The organism is Ruegeria sp. N11, from assembly GCF_056531525.1.
In genome coordinates, this window is the sequence record NZ_JBQFLX010000007.1 from 1 (window position 1) to 17,433 (window position 17,433).

General features: G+C 61.2%; 13 protein-coding genes. 6 read left to right on the forward strand and 7 right to left on the reverse strand.

The genetic code is table 11. The features are described 5' to 3' along the window. Window positions 1-241: 241 nt before the first annotated feature. Entirely contained in the window at window positions 242-988 is a 747-nt protein-coding gene (locus ACR0J8_RS08910) for an outer membrane protein (protein ID WP_480524735.1), read from the reverse strand. A 793-nt stretch (window positions 989-1,781) separates the two neighbouring features. Between ACR0J8_RS08910 and ACR0J8_RS08915 the strand changes: the two genes are divergently transcribed. Beyond that, window positions 1,782-2,462 (forward strand): hypothetical protein, encoded by a 681-nt coding sequence (locus ACR0J8_RS08915; RefSeq protein WP_480889762.1) that lies wholly within the window; start codon window positions 1,782-1,784, stop codon window positions 2,460-2,462. Between the two features lie 53 nt (window positions 2,463-2,515). Here the strand turns inward: ACR0J8_RS08915 and ACR0J8_RS08920 are convergent, their stop codons facing one another. Both ACR0J8_RS08920 and ACR0J8_RS08925 read right to left on the reverse strand, forming a co-directional pair. Then, a complete protein-coding gene (locus ACR0J8_RS08920; RefSeq protein ID WP_170678056.1) occupies window positions 2,516-3,592 on the reverse strand; it encodes a T6SS phospholipase effector Tle1-like catalytic domain-containing protein in 1,077 nt (358 codons plus the stop codon). After that, window positions 3,570-5,861 carry a xanthine dehydrogenase family protein molybdopterin-binding subunit gene (locus ACR0J8_RS08925; RefSeq protein WP_480524739.1) on the reverse strand — a complete coding sequence of 764 codons (2,292 nt, stop codon included), beginning with the start codon at window positions 5,859-5,861 and terminating at the stop codon, window positions 3,570-3,572. The genes ACR0J8_RS08920 and ACR0J8_RS08925 overlap by 23 nt, the downstream gene beginning before the upstream one ends. A 115-nt stretch (window positions 5,862-5,976) precedes the next feature. Here ACR0J8_RS08925 and ACR0J8_RS08930 point away from each other — a divergent pair, with 115 nt between their 5' ends. From ACR0J8_RS08930 to ACR0J8_RS08945, 4 genes are all read left to right on the forward strand, one after another. Then, window positions 5,977-6,708 carry a dienelactone hydrolase family protein gene (locus ACR0J8_RS08930; protein WP_480524742.1) on the forward strand — a complete coding sequence of 244 codons (732 nt, stop codon included), beginning with the start codon at window positions 5,977-5,979 and terminating at the stop codon, window positions 6,706-6,708. Between the two features lie 78 nt (window positions 6,709-6,786). Continuing rightward, on the forward strand, window positions 6,787-9,948 hold the full coding sequence (locus tag ACR0J8_RS08935; protein ID WP_480889765.1) for a valine--tRNA ligase: 3,162 nt from the start codon (window positions 6,787-6,789) through the stop codon (window positions 9,946-9,948). Window positions 9,949-10,085: 137 nt separating this feature from the next. Then, on the forward strand, window positions 10,086-11,249 hold the full coding sequence (locus tag ACR0J8_RS08940) for a benzoate/H(+) symporter BenE family transporter (RefSeq protein WP_480524746.1): 1,164 nt from the start codon (window positions 10,086-10,088) through the stop codon (window positions 11,247-11,249). 39 nt (window positions 11,250-11,288) lie between these two features. Beyond that, a complete protein-coding gene (locus ACR0J8_RS08945; protein WP_480524747.1) occupies window positions 11,289-11,621 on the forward strand; it encodes a DnaJ family domain-containing protein in 333 nt (110 codons plus the stop codon). Here the strand turns inward: ACR0J8_RS08945 and ACR0J8_RS08950 are convergent, their stop codons facing one another. Further along, a complete protein-coding gene (locus ACR0J8_RS08950) occupies window positions 11,622-12,404 on the reverse strand; it encodes a crotonase/enoyl-CoA hydratase family protein (RefSeq protein WP_170678068.1) in 783 nt (260 codons plus the stop codon). A gap of 127 nt (window positions 12,405-12,531) precedes the next feature. On the opposite strand from ACR0J8_RS08950, the gene ACR0J8_RS08955 reads away from it, so the two are divergent. Continuing rightward, entirely contained in the window at window positions 12,532-13,647 is a 1,116-nt protein-coding gene (locus ACR0J8_RS08955; protein ID WP_480525020.1) for a pyridoxal phosphate-dependent aminotransferase, read from the forward strand. 98 nt (window positions 13,648-13,745) lie between these two features. Here ACR0J8_RS08955 and ACR0J8_RS08960 read toward each other — a convergent pair whose 3' ends face one another. The 3 genes from ACR0J8_RS08960 to edd are packed head-to-tail and all read right to left on the reverse strand — an operon-like array spanning window position 13,746 to window position 17,431. Then, window positions 13,746-14,936, reverse strand: a complete 1,191-nt coding sequence (locus tag ACR0J8_RS08960) for a pyridoxal-phosphate-dependent aminotransferase family protein (protein WP_480524749.1) — start codon at window positions 14,934-14,936, stop codon at window positions 13,746-13,748. A 50-nt stretch (window positions 14,937-14,986) separates the two neighbouring features. Then, complete coding sequence (locus ACR0J8_RS08965) at window positions 14,987-15,622, reverse strand: bifunctional 4-hydroxy-2-oxoglutarate aldolase/2-dehydro-3-deoxy-phosphogluconate aldolase (protein WP_480524751.1); 636 nt, start codon at window positions 15,620-15,622, stop codon at window positions 14,987-14,989. Window positions 15,623-15,625: 3 nt separating this feature from the next. Next, entirely contained in the window at window positions 15,626-17,431 is a 1,806-nt protein-coding gene (edd, locus tag ACR0J8_RS08970; protein ID WP_480524753.1) for a phosphogluconate dehydratase, read from the reverse strand. Window positions 17,432-17,433: the final 2 nt, after the last annotated feature.

A 17,433-nucleotide genomic window follows, 5' to 3' on the forward strand; every position in this document is an offset into this window, starting at 1 on the left:
CCATCTGCGCATCCGTCAGCCAAAAAAGATCAGACATGGTCACCGCCCGATTTTCGAACCGTGACTCACGCAGCCACGCGGAAATCAATGGTTCCTGACCCTAGCGGGATAAATAGGGGCGCACGTCTTTTCGACGCTATCGGCAGCAACTCCACCAACTTCGAAGCCAATGGCCGAGTTTTGCGTGTCAAAGTATGAAACACTATTGAGAGCGAAACTTATCCACCCCACACAGAAACACTTAATTGAAAGCGTATGTCGCGCCGATCAGCAGGCCGGACTGGCTGAAGTCAAAGTCGTTACCATTCACTTCGTGATCAAACGAAATATGGCGGTATCCGCCTCTGATCATCCATCGGTCGTTTATGGCATAGTCTGCCGTCAACAAAATCTGCCAGGTCTCGCTGCCACTTCGGAACCCTCCGTAGTCCAGAAAGGCCGTACCGGACCAGCGATCAGAAATCGCATAGCGGGCGCGGAGGCCTATGACAGGGTCTGTCCAACTGGCGTCTACGGTACTGGTCGTCCCAGGCAATGCCCCTGGGGACCGCGTGAATTCGGTTTCCGTGTTGAACCACCTGAACCCTCCTGCCAGGTCCAGTTTCAAAGTTGGGTCTTCGTAGACGCGGTAACCAACGTAGCCGCTCAGGAACTGCGTCTTGAGGGACGTTTCCACGCCGGAGAACGCAGGCCCGGACAGGTCGTTGTCAATGGAAAGCTTGGTGTAGTTGTAATCGGTCAACAGGCTCCACCGGCCGTTACTGGCCGCGAAGGCACCCATGAAGGCGAGGTCCAGCTTGCTGAGCGCGTCCGAAAAACTCAGCGTTGCGTCGATGTTGCCGTTCGGGGAATCCAGTGACGTCTTGGTCTCAGGCATGAACAGATAAATCGTAGCTTCGTAGTTCCAGTCGCTCGACTGTGCCGCGACGGGAAGCGCGGAGACTGCCAGACTGAGGATCGCGGCTGTCCATGTGGGTAATCTGTTCATAAATTCCTCCTATCACATGCCGACTGCATGAACTTTCACAGCAGGGAGGGGCCAAAATCGCATTCTGGTATTCTTATGTGAATGATGGCGATGGCGGTGATCCGAGTCAAAAGGATTATCTGATCGTGCTTCGTTCAATCAGCATTTCAACCAATGGCTTATCTGGCGAGCTACTCTTTAACCTGCCTATCTGAGCGGACCCACGGTTATGCTGAAGAAACGGAGAACCAAGAGGGACGTCTAGTGCCCGGAAAGATTCTTTCTGAGCGCTGAGGTTGAAGCTCGAAAGTGTCCGGGATGTTTCGATCGGGCGCAACCTGCAACCGGACGTCCGATGCCTGGCATATACACTTTGGCTTTGGGAAAGGGTTGAGGGGCTGGCATGAGTGAGGGGGTCTATTCGGCCAGCCCCCCGTGTAGTGTTGGACGGAGGTGTGTGTGTGGTTGCTCCGTTGTCTGATAACTAACAAATCGAGCGGGGCTGCGGTATTGGGGGTTCCCCGTAGTTGGGCAATTTAATCCTTCCGACATAATTCAGACAGAGCGCGCGGCTAATCGGCAGATGTGGCGCGTCTTGGTGTGTTCTGCGATTGCTGGTGGGTACGAGTTTGGCGCGTCACACCGCAGCTCCCAGGGCGACATGACACAGCGTGGCAAATTCGCGCGGAAGCCGGAACAGGTCAGCTCTTGGGCGGCGTTGGGCGGGTCGATGCTGGTTGTGGTATTCTGAAGGCATCCACCGGCGGCATTGTATTGAGTCCGTTTGGGATCCGTTCTTGTTTCGGAGTGTCCTATGAAATTTATCAATTCTTCCACACTCATTCTTTGCGCCGCCCTTCTGCCGACATCTTGCAGCACCATTTTTCACGCGGATTTCGAGAGCGGGACACCCGGACAGTCGCCACTGTCCAACCCGCCAGGGCCACCCGCCGGCGACAGTATCAGTGTCGGATCAGAAGAGTTCTTCTTCGTATCCGCCGAAGACGCCATTGCCGGCGATCTTTCCCTGAGTATCCGTGAGCGGCCACCGGCAACAGAGACGTCCGGCGACCATATCACTTTCCGGACGTCACCGATCAGCGACGAAACCGCGCCAATCTACATCACGTGGCAGGGGCAGATTCTGGATGATGGCGGAATGATCGTCGATAGCGGTGTTTTGGGGCGGTATTTCGGCCGGGTCGTTTTCAACAATGGCCAGATTTCCATGTTTGATACACCGGTGGGCAGCTACAGCATCGGCGACAGGCACACGGTTCTGATCTCGATGTTTCCGGACAACATGGTTTATCGCCTCGCCGTCTTTGGTGATGCTTCATTGGAGGCGCCATTTGCCGAGGCGAACCTGCGCGACCTTGACGGCACCCCTGACAACGAAGGGTTCGTCGATGTTTCCGTCAGCGCCTCGGCAGATCAGAACAGGTTCTATGTCATGGATGACGTGACAGTGTCGCTGCGTGATCCAGGCGATTGATTAGGGGCATTCAACATTTTGTAGCGCCGACGGCGGTGGATGGCCGGTCGCGGTTATTGCGCCGGATGAGAAGGCAAGTTGGGCATGGGCACCCAGCCCGGCAGATCATCCGGTGAAACCGACACGTGCAGATGTTCCGAGCGGTCCCGACCGACTTTGCGATGCTTGCGCAGAAGGAAGATCTTGCCCCAGCCCCTCCATGTCCCGACTGATCTGGCGGACGCATCGACCGGGAAACGCTCGCGCCAACCGTCCGGCAAGGGCAGACCATGCAGTTCTGCCTTGTCCAGCATCCAGATCAGGGAGATGTTGCTGAGTGGGCGCGCCTCTTCAAAGCCGTTCAGTTGCCCGCCGACATCGCCATGGGTGCCGCGGAACCAGACCTGTTCGACATGGCCGCGGAACTCGGGCGTACATTTCCACAGGACCGGTTCGAACACTTCGCGCGTCTCATCCAGCGCCAGGGCGTGATAGCCGTGGCGGGTCGAGGGACCAAGCTTGTGGTGGTGAAAGGCATGCCGATCCTCGGCCCAACGCCACAGCATGGGCAGGCGCAGGCCCAGCGCCTTGACCGTATCCCAGACGCCAACCATTTCTATCGCAATTTCGTCATGGCAGAACTTGCGCCGGAAATCACCTGCCGCTGCTCCGCCTGGATTGCATTCATAATGGCGATAAGCCTGTTTGATGTTGCGTTCGGTGGCATGCTCGGCCTTGAGTAGGCCAATCATGTCGATGACACCGGCAAGACTACGCACACCGTACGCGCCACGGGAATATCCGATGAAGTAGATCCGGTCGCCGGGCTTGTACCGCGAGGCAAGATAGCCGTAGGCACGCCTGATCTGGCGATTGATGCCGCGCCCCATCATCACATCCAGCGAGGACTTCCAGCTTTCCCATTGCACACCGGATTCGTAAAAGACCGAGACTTGGCTGCCCATTTCCCGACACAGGCGATAGGTCTGACCGGCATGTGTCTCAAGGCCCGGCTCCAGCGTGGACATGGTGCCGTCCAGAATGATGACATGGCTGATTGGCTCGCGGTGCAGCGCCTCGGCCGAGTGCTCGGAGCGAAGCGGCCGTCCGAGCCATCCCAGAACCTTTCTACTCAGCCGCGACAGAACCATGTGTCAGTATCTCCCATACTCTGTGAGGTGTGAAAGGCATGTCCGCCTGCCGTACCCCATGATCCCAGAGCGCATCCTGAACCGCGTTTGCAACAGCGGCCAGCGCGCCCACGGTCCCGGCCTCACCGCATCCTTTCATCCCCATCGGGTTGGAGGTTGACGGAACCGGCGCCGAGGTAAACTTAATCATGGGTATCCCGGCGGCACGGGGCAAGGCGTAATCCATCAACGAAGCCGTGAGCAGTTGCCCCTGCGCATCATGCACCACACGTTCGTTCAGTGCCTGGCCAATGCCCTGCACCACCCCGCCATGCACCTGCCCCTCGGCCAGCATCGGATTGATAAGGTTTCCGAAATCATCAACCACCGTATAGCGGTCGACCCAGGTTTCCCCGGTGAAAGAATCGATCACGACTTCGGCAACATGTGCGCCGTTGGGATAGCTGCGCGCTTCCAGATCGGCGCGTGCCGTGTGTTGCAACAGGTCGGTACGGCCATCGGCGCGGGCCATCTCGGCGGCCTCGATCAGGGTGGGTGTCAGGTTGGACCCCGGCGCCCGAAAGGTTTCGTGGTCAAAAATCACTTGGGTTTCCTCGACCCCCATCTTACCGGCCAGATAAGGCGTGAATGCGGCGATCATGACGTCGATTGTGGCCAGCGTTGCCGTGTTTTGCACCGTCACCGAGCGGGATCCGCCCGTCCCGCCGCCATGCGCCAGACGGTCGGTATCGCCCTGGACCACCACGATCCGGTCCATTGGTATCCCAGTCTGATCAGACAGGAAGTGAGTGTAGGCCGTCTCGTGCCCTTGCCCATTCGATTGAGTGCCAACGCACATGTTCACCATTCCATCCTCGCGGAACTCGATCTTCGCGTTTTCGGAAGGGTCGCCCAGAATGCTTTCGATATAGTAACAAAGCCCCTGCCCCCGGATCAGGCCGCGTTCAGCATCGGCGGCCTTTCGGGCGGCAAAGCCACTGGTCTGCTCGCCGGCGCGGCTGAGGACCATATCGAAATCACCGACGTCATAGGTTTCCCCTGTTGCGGTTTTGTAGGGGAAGTCCGCAGGTTTGATGAAGTTCCTACGCCGCAGTTCCCACGGATCGACACCCAGTTCGCGCGCGGCGCGGTCCATGACCCGTTCAAGGACATAGATCGCCTCGGGCCGGCCCGCGCCGCGATAGGCGTCGACCTGCGTGGTGTTGGTGTAGAACCCTTCGACCCGCAGATATGTGGTCTGAACATCATAGACACCCATCAGCACCTTGCTGAACAGGCTGGTCTGGATGGCCTGCCCGAAATGACTGTTATGGGCGCCAAGGTTGACCTTGCTGTGGACCCGGTAAGCCGTGATCCTGAGATTGTCGTCGAAAGCCAGTTCGGCCAAAGACGTCAGATCGCGGCCATGATGATCGGACAGCATCGCTTCGGACCGGTCGGACATCCAATGCACGGGTTGCCCCAATTTCATGGCGGCAACGCAGACACAGAAATATTCGGGATAGGGCATCACCTTCATGCCAAACCCGCCACCCACATCCGGCGTGGTGACACGGATCGCCTCGGTTTCAAGCTTCAGTTTCTGCGCCAACTGCGCCCGCATCGCCCAGACACCCTGACCGCCATAGGCGAAGTGCAGCCGGCCGTCCGACCAGCTGGCCTGACAGCCGCGCGGCTCGATCGAGTTGATGATGACCCGGTTGTCCGCCACATTCAGCGCCACGGTATGGGCGGCGGACTGAAAGGCGGCTTCGGTCGCGGTTTCATCGCCCAGCCCCCAGTCAAATGCGCGGTTGTCCGGGGCTTCGGGGTGCAGCGGCTCTCCGCCCGCATCCACATCCAGCTTGGCGGGCAGATCATCGGTCTCCATCCAGATCAGCTCAACCGCGTTCTGCGCCTGAAGCTGCGTCTCGGCAATCACTGCAACAACGGGCTCACCCACAAAGCGCACACGGTCTTTGGCAAGCATGTGCCGCTGTGGCGCCGCGCCTTGCGAGCCATCCCGGTTGGGCATGATCGCCGCGTTCATCACAGTGTCGATCCCGGTTGCGGCCAGATCGTCCAGCGTCATGACTAGGCGGACCCCATCCGCCTGCCGCGCAGCATCCAGATCCAGCGCTATGATCCGCGCATGCGCAACCGGGCTGCGGAAGAAGGCCGCATACATGGCATTGTCCGGCACGGCATCGTCCATGTAGCGCCCCTGCCCGGTCAGAAAGCGGTGATCTTCGGTCCGTTTGACCGGCTGGCTTTTGCCGAACTTTTCCATTGCTGTCCCTTTCAGGCTGCTGTGGCTGCGAGGTTAGCCCCCGCATATGCGATGTCCAGTCGATCGCGAAGAAATTCGATTTCCAGCGGCATCCCAATGGTATAGCGTCGGCGCCATGACCTGGACACATGACGCCGTATTCCCGTTCACCGCCCCGCTCAGCACCGGCACAGAAACCACGCATGACGTTTATGTCGGGGGCGAAGGTCCACCGATCATGATCCTGCAGGAACTGCCGGGGATAGGGCCGGAAACGCTGGAACTGGCGCGGCGGCTGAACGCCTCGGGGTTTCGGGTGTATCTGCCGCACCTGTTCGGTACGTTCGGCAAAACTCAGACGGGCAGGAACTTTGCACGGCTGTTCTGCGTCCGGCGCGAGATCAACATGTTCATGAAAGGGCGTCAAAGCCCGGTTGCGGGCTGGATGCGGGCGCTGGCGGGTCATATCCGGGATCAGGAAGGCAGCGCGGGCGTTGGTGTCATCGGCATGTGCCTGACCGGCAGCTTTGCTCTGACCTTGATGGCCGACGACGCGGTTCTTGGAGGCGTGGCCAGTCAGCCCGCATTGCCGATCTTTGGCGGCGACAAGCTGCATATGAGCGCGCAGGACATTTCGGATGCACGTTTGGGCATGGAACAAAAAGGCCCCGGTCTGGCGATGCGGTACGCCAAAGACAACCTGTCGCCCCAAAAACTGATGCGGGCGCTGAAAAACGCCTTTGGCGAAAACCTCGAAACGATTGAGTATCCGGGCAAGGACCATTCGCTGCTGACGCTGGATTTCCACGATCCAGCCTATCAGCGCGTTGATACCTATTTCAAAGACCGATTTGGGATGGCCGGTTAGCACAGACGCCCTTCCCCTTCCTGCGTGCATTCGCTATTGCAAGCGCTGACCCGATTTTGTTGACGCAGGACGCATCCCATGGCGATGGAAAAGACATTCAACGCGGCCGAGGCCGAGGCCCGCATCTACAAGGCCTGGGAACAGGCCGGAGCCTTCAAGGCAGGCGCGAACCGCTCGCGCGACGAAAGCTTTACCATCATGATCCCGCCGCCCAATGTCACCGGCGCGCTGCATGTGGGCCATGCGTTCAACAACACGCTCCAGGATATTTTGACCCGCTGGCACCGGATGCGTGGCTTTGACACGCTGTGGCAGCCCGGTCAGGACCACGCCGGTATCGCCACGCAGATGCAGGTGGAAAAGATGCTGGCCGCCACGCAGCAGCCGGGTCGCCGCGAGCTGGGGCGTGAAGCATTTCTGGACAAGGTCTGGGAATGGAAGGGCGAATATGGGGGCACGATCATCGAGCAGCTGAAGCGCTTGGGATCATCCTGCGACTGGTCGCGCAATGCCTTCACCATGGCAGGCGCGCCGCGCGACCCGCGCACGGGGCACGAAAACTCTGCGAATTTTCACGACGCGGTGATCAAAGTCTTTGTCGACATGTACGAAAAGGGCCTGATCTATCGCGGCAAGCGGCTGGTCAACTGGGACCCGCATTTCGAGACCGCGATCTCGGACCTTGAGGTCGAGAACATCGAGGTCGCGGGTCATATGTGGCACTTCAAATACCCGCTCGCCGGTGGCGAGACATATGAGTATTTGGAAAAAGATGAAGAGGGGAATGTGATCCTCCGCGAGGAGCGGGATTACATTTCAATCGCGACGACCCGGCCTGAGACCATGCTGGGCGATGGTGCGGTTGCGGTTCATCCCTCGGACGAGCGGTATGCACCCATCGTTGGCAAGCTATGCGAAATCCCGGTTGGCCCGAAAGAGCACCGCCGCCAGATCCCGATCATCACCGATGACTACCCCGACCCCGATTTCGGCTCGGGCGCGGTCAAGATCACCGGTGCGCATGACTTCAACGACAACTTGGTCGCCAAGCGCGGCGGGATTCCGATGTATCGCCTGATGGACACCAAAGGCGCGATGCGGGCCGATGGGGCTCCTTACGCCGAAGAGGCAGACAAGGCGCAGGAATATGCGCGCGGGCGTGTGTTTACCGAGAACGAGATCGACGCGATCAACCTGATCCCCGATCACCTGCGCGGGCTCGACCGGTTCGAGGCGCGCGCGAAAGTGGTGGAAGAGATCACCAACGACGGTCTGGCGGTGATGACCCGCGCAGATGACCCGCGTCTGGGCTCGACGGCGCTGAAGCCCGAGCACGAAGGCGCGGACAAGCTGGTGCCGCTGGTCGAGAGCAAGCCGATCATGCAGCCCTTCGGCGACCGCTCGAAAGTGGTCATTGAGCCGATGTTCACCGACCAGTGGTTCGTCGACGCCGCCAAGGTCGTTGGCCCCGCGCTGGATGCGGTCAAGGACGGCACGGTCAAGATCATCCCAGAGTCTGGCGAGAAGACTTATTACCACTGGCTGGAAAACATCGAGCCTTGGTGCATCTCGCGCCAGCTGTGGTGGGGGCATCAGATTCCGGTTTGGTATGGTCTCGATCTGTCCGCCGAAGACTTCATTGACGACGAGAACGACGGCAACCTTGATCTGGTCGAGATGGGCCGTTTGCTGAACGAAGGCGGCATGCTGCACCGTGGCAACGTTATGGAATGTGCATCCAGCCTTGAAGCGGTAACCGAGAAATTCCTGGACGACAATGCCAACATCCCCAGCCCTCTGAGCCACGCGGCAGTTATTGAAGCCGCCGACAAACAGGAGGCGATTCATCAATTCGCCGAAAGTCTTGCACAATATGCAGTCGAACAGGACCCGACCAAGCTGGTTTACCCGGTTTGGCGCGATCCCGATGTCCTCGACACGTGGTTCTCCTCCGGCCTCTGGCCCATCGGCACACTGGGCTGGCCCGAGCAGACCGAGGAACTGGAACGCTACTTCCCGACGGACGTTCTGATCACCGGCTTCGACATCCTGTTCTTCTGGGTCGCCCGGATGATGATGATGCAACTGGCCGTGGTCGATCAGATCCCGTTCCACACCGTCTACCTGCACCAGCTCGTCCGCGACGAGAAGGGCAAGAAGATGTCCAAGACCACCGGCAACGTCATTGACCCGCTGGAAATCGTGGACGAATTCGGCGCCGACGCGCTGCGCTTTACCAACGCCTCGATGGCGGCGATTGGCGGTGTACTGAAACTGTCGCGCGAGCGCATCACCGGCTACCGCAATTTCGGCACCAAACTTTGGAACGCCGTCCGCTTTGCCGAGATGAACGAAGTCTTCACCGACGCCGTCCCGCAACTGGACGTGGCCGACCTGAAACCCAAGGCCGCCGTGAACCGCTGGATCATCGGCGAAACCGCCCGCGTACGCGAAGAGGTTGACGCGGCGCTGGAAAGCTACCGCTTCAACGATGCGGCCAACGGGCTTTATGCCTTTGTCTGGGGCAAGGTCTGCGACTGGTATGTGGAACTATCCAAACCGTTGCTGCAGGGTGATGATGCTGAGGCTCAGGCCGAAACCCGCGCCACCATGCGCTGGGTTCTGGATCAGTGCATGGTTCTGCTGCACCCGATCATGCCCTTCATCACCGAGGAACTCTGGGGTCTGACAGGCAACCGTGCCAAGATGGTGGTCCACGCCGACTGGCCGACCTATTATGCGGCCGACCTGATCGACGCGGATGCGGATCGTGAGATGAACTGGGTGATCTCGGTGATCGAAAACACCCGCTCAGCCCGTGCTCAGATGCGGGTGCCTGCTGGTCTGTACGTGCCGATGCTGGTGACCGTGATCGACGCGAATGGCCAAGCCGCGTGGGACCGCAACGAAGCGCTGATCAAACGACTGGCCCGCATCGACAGCCTGACCAAGGCAGATGAGCTGCCCAAAGGCACCATCTCGATTGCCGCCCCCGGCGCGTCCTTCGGCCTGCCGCTGGCGGATATCATCGATATCGGCGCGGAAAAGGAACGGCTTGAGAAAGCTAAGGGCAAGCTGGCCAAGGAACTGGGCGGCCTGCGTGGGCGCCTTAACAACCCCAAATTCGTGGCTTCGGCCCCGGAAGAAGTGGTTGAGGAAGCCAAAGCCAACCTCGCCGCCCGCGAAGAAGAAGAAGCAAAGCTGAACGAGGCCCTTGCCCGTTTGGCAGAAATCGCCTGATCTTCATCTTTTCCCAAATACTCAAATCCCGAACCCCGCCACCTGTCGGCGGGGTTTTCTTTTGGTGACACGGCTTTCCCCTTGTTCCCGACTGCTTGCAATTGTTAGCAATTTGCCCAAACAACCCCGAGGCAGAAATGGCGCATTCCCATCCCCCCGTGCAGACGATTTCGACCGGCCTGGTGGTGGCGGTGGTTGGGTTTTTCAGCTCATTCCCGATTGTTTTACAGGGCCTTGCCGCCATGGGTGCCTCGGCAACTGAGGCTGCGTCCGGCCTTATGATGGCTGCGGTTGCGATGGGGCTGGCAGCCATAGTCCTCAGCTTCTGGTATCGGCAGCCGATCAGCGTGGCCTGGTCCACGCCCGGCGCTGCGTTGCTGGCGGTTTCTGCCACCCCTGCCGCCGGTTTTTCAGGGGCTGTCGGCGCGTTTCTGTGCGCCGGAGCGCTGACCGTTCTGGCAGGCCTGTGGCGTCCTTTGGGGCGGTTGGCGGCTGCGATCCCGACAACGCTGGCCCAAGCCATGCTGGGTGGGGTTCTGCTGCCGCTGTGTATTGTGCCATTCAAGGCGGCGGTTGAGCTGCCCTGGCAGGCATTGCCGGTCATCGTAACGTGGTTTGTCGCCGGCCGGATCAATCGGTTGATCGCAGTTCCTGCTGCGGTTATTGCGGCGGCGATTGTCGTTTTTCTGAACGCGGGCGACAGCTCGGTCCGGCCCGAGCATCTGGTGGCTGCCCCTGTTTGGACAATGCCGACGTTCTCAGGGGCCTCGGCCATAGGCATAGGCCTTCCGCTGTTCATCGTGACCATGGCCACGCAGAATATCCCCGGCATCGCGGTGATGCGCAGTTTTGGTTATGCACCCGAAGCTGGCAGGCTGTTCTCGGCCGTCGGCGGGGCCAGTATTCTTTCCGCGCCATTCGGAGCCCCTGCCACCTGTCTGGCCGCCATCACCGCCGCCATGTGTTCGAACGAGGACAGCCATCCGGACCGGGACCTGCGCTACTGGTCTGCGGTCATGGCAGGCTTATTCTACTGTCTGCTTGGCGTTTTTGCCGTGGCGATCACCGGGTTTGCCGCCCATGCCGACCCGCTGCTGATGGGAACGCTGACCGGGGTTGCGTTGATCGGTGTCATGGCAAACGCGACGTTTGCGGCGCTGGAAGTTCCTGCCGAACGGGAAGCGGCGATCCTGACATTTGCGATCACTGCTTCCGGTATCACCGTGTTCGGCTTGGGCGCGGCGGTCTGGGGTCTGGCGGCAGGCGGCATTGCTTATCTGGTTACGAAACGGACCCGGTGAACGCTTTCGTCTGCATCAATGGTCGCGTATAATCCTGCCATGCTTGGATCACTTGGAAAACTGGTGGAACGCCAGATCAAAAAGGCGCAGGCGGAAGGTCAGTTAGAGGGGCTGGACGGCGAAGGTCAGCCCTTGCCCGATCGTTCGACCGAGGCCCAGAGCGATCCGGCCATTGCGGCCGGGCACCGGATCATGGCGCAGGCCGGTGTTCTGCCCGAAGAATTCAGTCTCAGGAAAGAGCTGGACGCGGCCCGACAGGCCTATGCCGGTCTGACCGATGCCGCAGACCGCAAAGCGGCCATGGCGCGCATCGCCGATCTTGAGATGCGCTACAACATGGCCCGCGATGCGCGCCGGGCGTTCATGCGGTGATCACTTGAACTCGGGCTTGCGGCCCTGCATCTGGGCCGAGATGACCTCGATCTGATCCGGTTTGCCGATCAGTTCCACCTGTTCCGCCGATTCCTCCAGCAGCACCTCGGCGCGGGCCTTGCATTCGGCAACTTCGATCAGTCGCTTGGCGGCACGGATGGCCGAGGGGCTTTTGCCAGCGATATTTTCGGCCAGAGCCAGCGCCTCGGTCATTGGATCATCCGACAGTCTGGTAACAAGCCCCCAATCGGCGGCTTGCTGGGCCCCGATGGGGCGGGCTGTATAGGTCAGCAGGCGCAACACGTCCGAGCGGACGAGTTGCGGCAACAGGACCATCCCGCCCATGTCGGGGATAATGCCCCATTTCATCTCCATCACGGCCAGCTTGCTTTCGGGATGGGCGATACGGATATCCGCGCCCAGGGCGATTTGTAAACCGCCGCCATAGGCCACGCCCTGAATGGCGCAGATCACCGGCACCGGCACCCGCCGCCAGATCAGCGCAAGCTCCTGCATCTCGTTGGCGTCATGGTGGCTGCGCGTCATCAGCCATTCAGTCGGGTCCATATGGGCCATCTTGGCAAAGCTTGCCATGTCGAGACCTGCGCAGAAGCTTTTGCCTTCGCCCGACAGAACAACGGCCCTTGCGTCAGAGGCCGCGACTTCCTGACCGGCGGCCAGGATCGCCTTGATCATCGCATCATCCAGCGCGTTCATCTTGTCGCCCCGGGTCAGCGTGACGTGGGCAATGTGGTCTTTGTATTCAACGGATACGCGCGCCATGCGAGGCCTCCCAGATCCTGTTTCGCCGATCATGCCCTGAAAGGCATGGCCAGTTCCACCACGACGTGAGGGCAGATCATCTGACCTGATGCTTGCCCAACCCGCCGCCCTGCGCTTATCTGCGCATATGACTGATCCGCGCTACACCCCGCTTGCCCGATCCCTGCCTGCCACCGTCCCGTTTGTCGGGCCCGAAACGCAGGAGCGTGATCGCGGTGCCCCGTTCGTGGCCCGACTGGGCGCGAATGAGAGCGTGTTTGGTCCCTCGCCCCGCGCCATTGAGGCGATGCAACGGGCCGCGAGCGAGATCTGGATGTATGGCGATCCCGAAAACCACGATCTGCGCCACGCCCTGGCCGATCATCACGCCGTGTCCGTGAAGAATATCGTGGTGGGTGAAGGGATCGACGGGCTATTGGGCTATCTGGTTCGGCTGCTTGTCGAGCCGGGGGATGCGGTTGTGACCTCGGACGGGGCCTATCCGACCTTCAATTACCATGTCGCAGGCTTTGGCGGCGTGCTTCACAAGGTGCCTTATGCAAAGGATCAAGAAGATCCGGTGGCGCTGTTTGCCAAGGCGGCAGAAGTGGATGCCAAGCTGGTCTACCTGGCCAATCCCGACAATCCGATGGGAAGCTGGCATGCGGGTGCCGATATCGTGACCGCGCTGGACGAATTGCCCGATGGCTGCCTGCTGGTGCTTGACGAGGCCTATGTCGAATGTGCGCCGGAAGGAACAGGGGCACCGGTCGCGGCGGACGATCCGCGCGTGATCCGGATGCGGACTTTTTCCAAGGGGTATGGAATGGCCGGGGCACGGGTCGGTTACGCCATTGCAGCACCGGGGCTGATAGCAGCCTTCAACAAGGTGCGCAATCACTTCGGAATGAACCGGGCGGCGCAGGCCGGGGCGCTGGCGGCATTGCAAGATGACGCATGGCTGTCCGACGTTCAGGGGCGGATTGCCGAGGCGCGCGATAGGATTGACGCAATCGCGCGGGAGAACGGGTTGGTGCCCCTGCCATCGGCCACCAATTTTGTTGCCATCGATTGCGGGCGGGATGGGGTTTTTGCCAAAGCGGTTCTGGATGCGCTGGTGGCGCAAGGTATCTTTGTGCGGATGCCCTTTGCCGCACCACAGAACCGCTGCATTCGGGTTAGTTGCGGCGCGGCGGCCGATCTGGATGCCTTTGCGGCCGCGCTGCCCGGGGCGCTTGCAGCGGCTAGGGCGGAACCGGCCTGAAGCGCTGTGCCGGGGGGCTGTCTGCCCCCCAATCGCGCCCTAGGCGCGATCCCCCCCGAGGATATTTTTGGCCAGATGAAGAGACGGTTCTTTTCGGACTAGCCCGCCAGCGTTGCTGCCGCAGCTTCGAGCGCCCCTTTGCCGCGCGGGATATTCAGGGCGGCCATGGCGGTTTCCATTCCGCCCAGCATTGCCATAACCATCTGAGCGTTCACATGGCCCATGTGGCCAAGCCGGAAACAGCCGTCCCAGTCCTCCATCCCCAGACCGATTCCCAAGGTCAAACCCAGCTCTCGCTCGGTAAAGCTGCGCAGCGGCGTGCCCTGACCGTCGGTCAGGCGCAGGGCCGTCACGGCGTGGCTGCGAAAGGCGCGGTCGGCGACATTGAGCTGCAGCGCACCGCCCTGCGCCCAAATCTCACAAGTGCTCCAGATCGCGTGTGCAAGGCGTTCATGGCGGGCCCACACCTGGTCGAGCCCTTCGGCATGGATCAGGTCCAGCGCGGCGCGCAGACCGTAAAGGTGATGCGTCGGCGCAGTGCCGTTGAAATACTGGTAGAACAGGTCGGGGTTGGCCCGCGGCTGCCAGTCCCAGTATTGCGACACGCGAGGCATGGCTGCGCGTTTGGCTTGTGCTTTTTCATTAAAGAAAACAAAACCCGTACCTGCGGGGGTCATCAGGCCCTTCTGGCAGGCCGTGACCATGACATCGACCCCCCAGTGATCCATCTCGAACCGTTCGCAGCCCAGCGAGGCGATGCAATCGGCCATAAGCAGCGCGGGGTGTTCAAGTTCGTCCAGCAGGGCGCGTAGGGCCGGGATGTCGTTGCGCACCGAACTGGAGGTATCGACATGAACCGCCAGCAACGCCTTGTAGCGGTGTTCTTTATCGGCGCGCAGGGCCTCGGCGATCCGGTCAAAATCCCACGGCGAGGCGGTTCCGAAATCGATCAGGTCGACCTGCGCTCCGATGCCCTCGGCCATTTCGGCCCAGCCATGGGTAAACCGGCCCGACGCAGGGGCCAGAACGGTTTCTCCCGATGCGATCACATTGGACAGCGCGGCCTCCCACGTGCCGTGGCCGTTGGCGATATAGATGGCCACGTCATGCTGCGTGCGCGCGACGCGGCGCAGGTCGGCGGTCAGCGCCGGCATCATGTCGATCAGCTCGCCGTCGTAGATATTGGGCGATGGGCGATGCATGGCCTGCAGCACCGCATCGGGCATGACCGAGGGGCCGGGAATGGCCAGATATTCGCGCCCCCGCGCGAGGGAAACTTGCTGTGTCATGGGTCGCCTTGCCTGAATTGGCGCCTAACCTAACGCAGGTTGCGGCCGCGTCAATCCACCAGTTGCGAGGCCTCGCGCGCAAGTGACTCGATACCTGCCCAGTCGCGATTCAGCACCATTTGCTTTGGCGCAACCCAACTGCCGCCAGCGCAGACAACGTTGGACAGCGACAGGTAATCGCGCGCATTCGTGGGCGAGACGCCACCGGTCGGGCAGAAGCTTATCTGCGGCAGGGGCGCACCGATGGCTTTCAGCGCAGGCGCGCCTCCCGAGGCCTCGGCCGGGAAGAATTTCAGCATGTCATAGCCCTGTTCCAGCAGGCGCATCGCTTCGCTGGCGGTGGCAGCGCCGGGCAGCAGGGGCAGACCCTCGACCTCGCAGGCGGCAATCAGGGCGTCGGTTGCACCGGGTGAGACGCCGAACTGCGCGCCCGCCTCTTTCGCCGCCCGCACATCATCAGGCGTGACCAGCGTACCCGCGCCAACAACACCGCCGGGCACCTGCGCCATGGCGCGGATGGCGTCCAATGCGGCAGGCGTACGCAAGGTAACCTCGAGCGCGGGCAGACCACCGGCCACGAGCGCTTCGGCTAGCGGGCCGGCCTGTGCCGCATCGTCGATCACAAGTACCGGGACAATGGGTGCCAGGGCGCAGATTTCGCGGGTACGTTGGGTTTTGGATGTCATGGCTCAGGCTCCGAAAATACTGGCGCCAGCATCGGCTGAGCCGACGTTACCGCGGAACGCCGCAAACAGGTCCCGCCCGGTGCCGTGTTGGTTGGCCGAAAGGTCGGCGGTGACTGGTGTGCGGTCCAGAACGCCGGGCGTCAGAATCTCCAACTCCCCCTTCACGGCATCGACGCGCAGCAGGTCGCCGTCCTGCAGATACGCGATGGCACCGCCATCCAGCGCCTCGGGGCAGACATGGATCGCAGCGGGGACTTTGCCGGACGCACCGGACATGCGGCCATCGGTGACCAGCGCCACCTTTTGTCCCCTGCCCTGCAGGATCGACAGGATCGGCGTCAGCGAGTGCAGTTCGGGCATGCCGTTGGCCTTTGGACCCTGAAAGCGGACGACGACAATGACGTCACCGGTGAATTCTCCGGCCTTGAAGGCGGCTTTGACCTTGTCCTGATCGTGGAACACGCGGACCGGGGCCTCGACCACCTGGTGTTCAGGGGCGACGGCGGAGACCTTCATGACGGCGGTACCCAGATTGCCGGTCAGGCGGGACAGGCCGCCAGTGGGCTGGAACGGGTCTTTGGCCGGGCGCACGATCTTTTCGTTCAGGCTGTGGCCCGCGCCGTCTTCCCAGATCAGTTCGCCACCGACCAGCTTGGGTTCTTTGGTGTAGTTGTGCAGGCCGTGCCCCGCAACGGTCAGCGTATCGGGATGCAGCAGGCCGTCTTCCAACAGGGTTCCGATGCAATAGCCCAGACCGCCTGCGGCGTGGAAATGGTTTACGTCGGCCAGGCCGTTTGGATAGACCCGCGCAACCAGGGGAACGACGGCAGAAATGTCGGAAAAATCCTGCCAATCCAGAACTATACCGCCTGCCCGCGCCATCGCGATCAGGTGGATCAGCAGGTTGGTCGAGCCGCCGGTGGCCATCAGCCCGACGATGCCGTTCACAAAGGCGCGCTCGTCCAGGATCTGATAGACCGGCGTGTAGTTGTTGCCCAACGCACTCAGCGACAGGGCGCGACGGGCGCCTTCTTCGGTCAGGGCGTCGCGCAAGGGTGTGTTGGGATTGACGAAGCTGGAGCCCGGCAGATGCAGGCCCATGAACTCCATCAGCATCTGGTTGGTGTTGGCGGTGCCATAGAAGGTGCAGGTGCCGGGGCCGTGATAAGCGGCCATCTCAGCGGCCATGAGCGCATCGCGCCCGACCTCGCCGGCGGCGAATTGTTGGCGGACCCTGGCTTTTTCGTCGTTGGGCAACCCGCTGGTCATGGGACCGGCTGGCAGGAAGACCGCCGGCAGGTGGCCGAATGACTGCGCACCGATCACCAGACCGGGGACGATCTTGTCACAGACACCCAGAAAGACGGCAGCGTCAAACGTGTTGTGGCTGAGGGCCACACCTGTGGCCAGCGCGATGACATCGCGGGAAAACAGCGACAGCTCCATTCCGGCCTCGCCCTGCGTGACGCCGTCGCACATGGCCGGTACACCGCCCGCGACCTGCGCCGTGCCACCCGCCGCGCGGATCGCATCGCGGATCAGGGCCGGGTAGCGTTCGAACGGCTGATGGGCGGAAAGCATGTCGTTATAGGCCGTAACGATCCCCAGATTCCCGGCGGTTCCGGTGACCATGGCCTGTTGATCCGGTCCCGCGCCCGCATAGGCGTGGGCCTGACCGCTGCAGGACAGGTGTGCGCGGGCCGCGCCTTTTGATCTTGCCTGCTCCATCCGATCCAGATGAGGACCGCGCAGGGGCGCGCTGCGATCAATGATCCGTTGGGTGACATCGGTGATGACAGAGTGAACCATGT